The following is a 4753-nucleotide window of genomic DNA, read 5'->3' as shown; positions in this document are numbered from 1 at the left end:
ACGGAGTTCTCCGGGCGGGCAGTCGGCGACGAAGCAGAAAACCCCACGGCGCGAGCCGTAGGAATCCCCCTCCTTCAGGAGGGGGAGGATGTCAACCGACAGGATCAACTCGGCCTTCGGCCGCCCAGTACGCGCCACCCCGCAACCCTGCACATCTGAACAAGATTCCTGACTCGGAACACTAGCTCGGACACCAGGTAGCAAGTAACCCGCCGGTAGCTTTCAGGGTTTCGCCGCGGTGGTCTTCTTCGGCTGGCGGGGCCCGGTCTTCTCGCGGTCGAGGTGCCCGTGAAGCGGGGGACGTTGGGCATGTCGGCGATCTGCTGGGCGAGTTCGGACTGATCCGGACTCAGGTAGCGACGACCTGCCCCCTGCGCAGGCTGACCTTCCACCGATCGGCCCAATTGACTCCCCTTCCCGATCCGGGTGGCCACCTGCTCGAGATGCGCTTTAGGCCGTTTTCGAATGAAATGAGGACGACACCGCCTGCCAGCAGGCCGGCGGGCCGAAGGAGAAGGAGCGATTTGTGACGACTCAAGGGACAAGGATGCCTGCCGGCGTGGTCGTGATCGAGGGTAACGAGTGCCCTCCGGCGACTTTGGGGCTGTGGAAGCACTACAAGCGCAAGGGCCCCGCCTACGGGATCGGTGCGGGGTACATGGTGGCCCTCAGCGAGCTGCCCGCGGATGGCGGCAGCATGACGAAGAACGTGTCCTCGTGGGTCAATCAGACCCAGAGCGACGCAAAGCTGATCAGCAGCAAGAGCACCCGCATCCTCAAGGCCGGCAAGTCCCTGGAGGAACCCGCCGAGCACAACGACACCGTCGAACGGGTCGAATGGGTTCAAGGCTGATAGCCCAGCGCTCTCCACCACCGGGCGGGGCACTCGCGGCACCCGGTGCAGCTTTGCCTCTCCGCACCTACGAGGGCCGGTCCTGCCATGGGCGGGCCCGGCCCTCCGGCCCGGCCCTCGCGACGGCGTCGGTTTCCCTCCGACGTGACTACCCGGGACGCCCGGCAGCCGTGACGGCATGCCCGACTCGCCCTGACTGCTGGTCGGTTAGTTGTTCCCTGGTGTCCGAGCTGGGATTACGGGGCCATCACCGACGACAAGTACGTCGGTGAACGCGACCTGGAGGCCCTGGAGCCGCTGCCGCGGTCGTGCACAGCCCTGGCCATGAGCGAGCGGACGAACCTCACGCACCGCGGCGGGGGCTTGCGCGTCACCTGCAAGGTGAAGCTCGCGCCCGGCGCGACAACCGTCGACGTCGAGCGGGACCAGGAGATGATCGTGGAACGAGCCGACGCCCCGAGGACCCGACGACCGGGGCGGGCCCTGCCGCCGGGTCGAGGTCGGTAGCGGCGCCCCGCCCTGCTCGCGGCGCCGAGGGTCCGTGCCCACGCGGGTGCGGACCCTCGGCGCATCCGCGGTCAGCCGGAGGTGTCAGGGGAGGCGGTGTCCGTGCGCCCAGACCCGAGGCTGCGCCGGGTCTTCGGCAGAGCCGGGGGCGGCTTCCGGCCACTCCACGGGCCCGCAGCTCGCCGAGATCCGGAAGGCGGACTTTGAATGCTGAGGCCTGGATCTGTGCCGAGCTGCGCGCATCGTGTGCCCTCTTCGCGAGGGGGCGGTGTCCTGCTGGCGATTACTGTACGTAGTGTCTGGCTGGGGCGTCGGCCATCCTCTGACAGGCTCAGCCTCGTCCACGCGGCGGTGTGACTCAGCACGCTCCATTGCCGGTGCTGGTTTGGTGCTGACTTCGAGGTCACCGATGTCGCAAAACCGCAGGTCCTAGCTCCGGTGGGATGAGTTGTCGTACCACTCGATGGTGGTGCCGAGTCGTGGATGCCGAGGAGGGCCTTGTCGTACGTCTGTTGCTCCTCGGTCAGCTCGCCTCCGGCGGGCTTCTTGAGGGGGTGAGGGAAGCCGTCGCCGGCGTTTTCGTAGCCAGGGTCGGCCAGGGTCGGCATGTCCAGATCGGCCGCGATGCGGTTGAGTGCCTCGACCGGCCCGTGGTGGCGGGCGCAGACGGTGTCGTGCTCCCGGCCCGGCCGTACTGGCGAGACCCGGATCGGCCGGCCGTCCGGGGTGGCCATGACCTGCACGTTCCCGCCGCGGTGCTTGGGTTTTCCGGACCAGCACAGGTCCGCGCCGCTGGGTCCGGAGCGGCGGCGCGGTCGGTGCGGATGACGGTGCCGTCGAGGTTCGGATGTGTCAGCCCGGCCGCCTTCGCACGCTCCGGCGCGGTGGACGGGTCCGGTGCGCCGGCGGCCGGGACGGCCAGTCCTTCGTGTAGGTAGTGGTAGGAGGTGGAGGACGGCAGACCGTTGTCACAGGCGAGTTGGGCCAGTCGGGTGCCGTTGGGGAGCCGGCGCAGCACGAGCACCGCCCGGCGGAAGCGGCCCGGCACGCGTCGCCCCTTGCGGATCCCGACCGCGATGCGGTGATCGCGCAGCGGCCGGGCCGGATGCTCGGCAGTGGACCGCTTCACATCGAGTACGGCGGTTGATGTGACACGGGTCGACATGTGAGGCCCCTCGGTTTCGCACCGGAGAGCGCGTACGGGCCGACGAACAACTGCGTAGGGATCGGGGGTGTCCTGCGCCGCCGGGGGCACCGTGTGGTGTTCGCCGCGGAGGCGTCCTGGAAGGGCCGCCTCGCGCCGCTCGGCTTCGAGGAGGAGCTGGTCGATCTGGCCCCGCCGCCCGAACAGCCCCAGGACGCGGGCCAGTTCTGGAAAGACTTCATACGCGACACCGCGCCCGAGTTCCGGAAGCCGACCATCGAGCAGCTGGGCACCTGGATCAAGCCGGTGTGGGAGGAGCTGGTCTCCGGCGCCCGGTACTGCGAGCCGCGGATGAGGGAGATCATCGACCGGGTCCGGCCGGATGTGATCGTCGAGGACAACGTCGTGTGCTTCCCGGCATTGACCACGGCGGGCGTACCTTTCGTACGGATCGTTTCCTGCAACCCGCTGGAGATGAAGGGCGAGCGCGTTCCACCGCCGTTCTCCGGGTATCCGGCCGGGGACCGGAGCGAGTGGGACGAGTTCCGCGCCGAGTACGACCGCACGCACCGGAGCCTGTGGAGCGACTTCAGCGCCTGGGTGACCGAGCAGGGCGCGCGTCCGCTGCCCGACCTGGAGTTCATCCATGAGGGCGATCTGAACCTGTACGTCTGTCCCGAGTCGGCCGACTACACGGACGCCCGTCCGCTGGGTCCCACCTGGCACCGGCTGGACTCCTCGGTCCGCGAGACGCAGGAGAGGTTCACGCTGCCGCCCGGCCTGGCCGACGGCGGCGCGCTGATCTATTTCAGCCTCGGCTCGCTCGGCTCGGCCGACGTGGACCTCATGCGCAGGGTCATCGCCTCGCTCGCCCGCACCCCGCACCGCTACATCGTCTCCAAAGGCCCGCTGCACGAGGAGATCGAGCTGCCGCCGAACATGTGGGGCGAGGAGTTCCTGCCGCAGACCCGGATCCTTCCGCTGGTCGACCTCGTCATCACGCACGGCGGCAACAACACGACCACCGAGGCCCTCCACTTCGGTAAGCCCATGATCCTGCTGCCGCTGTTCTGGGACCAGCACGACAACGCCCAGCGCATGGCCGAACTGGGTTACGGCGTCCGGCTCGACCCGTACCGCTTCACCGACGCCCAACTCCACGGCGCGATCGGCCGTCTGCTCGGCGATACGGCTCTGCGGCGCACCCTCACCGCGGCCGGTGAGGCGATCCGGGCGCGCGACGGACTGCATACGGCCGCGGATCTGATCGAGCGGGCCGCCACCGGCTGATCCCACCGGCCCTCGAACGGCTGCCCGGAGCCGGACCGGAACAACGGCGGCAAGGTGAACCTGCCGGACCGGGACGAAGACGGCGACCCTGACTACCGGGACCCCTTCCCCGGTGACAGCGACCGCAACAGCACCTTCCCGAACGGCCTCCCGGACCGCTCGGGCGGCTCCGGCGGTTCATCCGGCGGGGCAACGGAAGCATCTGCCGCCACACCCGCTGGTGCTGACGCAGGCGCCGGAGGAGGCGGCAGAGCGGGCTAGCCGACAGGGTGCGCCGCCAGATGGTCCTGCAGCTCCATGTGCCGGAACTGGTACGCCGCGCCCGAGACGCTCAACAGGGCGGGGCCCGGACACGGTTGCGCAGCCGGTCGTGGAGCTCGGCGAGCAGACCCGCCGGCTGCGGGCGACGGCATGTACGCGCTGGTACGGCGGGAAGTCTGCGGGCAGGTTGGCCCACTTGACGCCGTTGTCGGTCACATAGCAGACCGTCCAGCATCACGCGGTGGCAGTAGCCCTCCGGCCGCCCGCCTCGCCCCTGAAACCATGCCGAAGGGGCGGCAACGGCCGGATGACCTGCGATTCCGCCTCCGTCATGTCGGAGGTGTCACACCTCGCACGCGCTCTGGCCCATCCGCCGCATTGCCGAACTTGTGTGCGAGGCAGTCGCACGACAGGGACGGAGAGTTGGGCTCCACGCATGCGAGCGTGAAAGACTGTGGCAGCAGGGCCTTCTGATGATCGGTTTGGTTCACGCCTCCGAACTACCAAGAGGCCCTGCTGTCATGCGTCGGCTCTCGCGCGATCACCCGAACAGGAACCCTGTTCGACCAGGCCGGCCCCCGTGATTGATAAGCGGATAGCGTCTCAGTCCTTGATTTCGCAGATGGTCGCGCCGGACGTGACGGACGCGCCGACCTGTGTGCCGAGGCCCTTGACGGTGCCGGAGCGGTGGGCGTTGA

General features: G+C 68.9%; 3 protein-coding genes and 1 pseudogene. 3 read left to right on the top strand and 1 reads right to left on the bottom strand.

What is annotated here, in order from left to right:
* Positions 1-559: 559 nt before the first annotated feature.
* Positions 560-853 carry a hypothetical protein gene (locus ACFYQA_RS39195; RefSeq protein WP_388928590.1) on the top strand — a complete coding sequence of 98 codons (294 nt, stop codon included), beginning with the start codon at positions 560-562 and terminating at the stop codon, positions 851-853.
* 324 nt (positions 854-1177) lie between these two features.
* Positions 1178-1360 carry a hypothetical protein gene (locus ACFYQA_RS39190; protein ID WP_388928588.1) on the top strand — a complete coding sequence of 61 codons (183 nt, stop codon included), beginning with the start codon at positions 1178-1180 and terminating at the stop codon, positions 1358-1360.
* Positions 1361-1839: 479 nt separating this feature from the next.
* On the opposite strand, the pseudogene ACFYQA_RS39185 reads toward ACFYQA_RS39190, so the two are convergent.
* Positions 1840-2525 (bottom strand): annotated as a pseudogene (locus ACFYQA_RS39185) (transposase family protein); the annotation flags it as partial.
* Between ACFYQA_RS39185 and ACFYQA_RS39180 the strand changes: the two are divergent.
* Complete coding sequence (locus ACFYQA_RS39180) at positions 2526-3794, top strand: glycosyltransferase (RefSeq protein ID WP_388928586.1); 1269 nt, start codon at positions 2526-2528, stop codon at positions 3792-3794.
* The last annotated feature ends 959 nt before the right edge of the window (positions 3795-4753 follow it).

Origin of the sequence: Streptomyces sp. NPDC005774, assembly GCF_042871645.1 — a bacterium.
Taxonomy (GTDB): Bacteria; Actinomycetota; Actinomycetes; order Streptomycetales; family Streptomycetaceae; genus Streptomyces; species Streptomyces pratens.
This window is presented reverse-complemented; position numbering and strand designations above follow the sequence as displayed.

What these genes read in the sequence shown, in the direction of transcription:
- ACFYQA_RS39190 (WP_388928588.1), top strand. Translation starts at nt 1,178, where the DNA reads ATGAGCGAGCGGACGAACCTCACGCACCGCGGCGGGGGCTTGCGCGTC.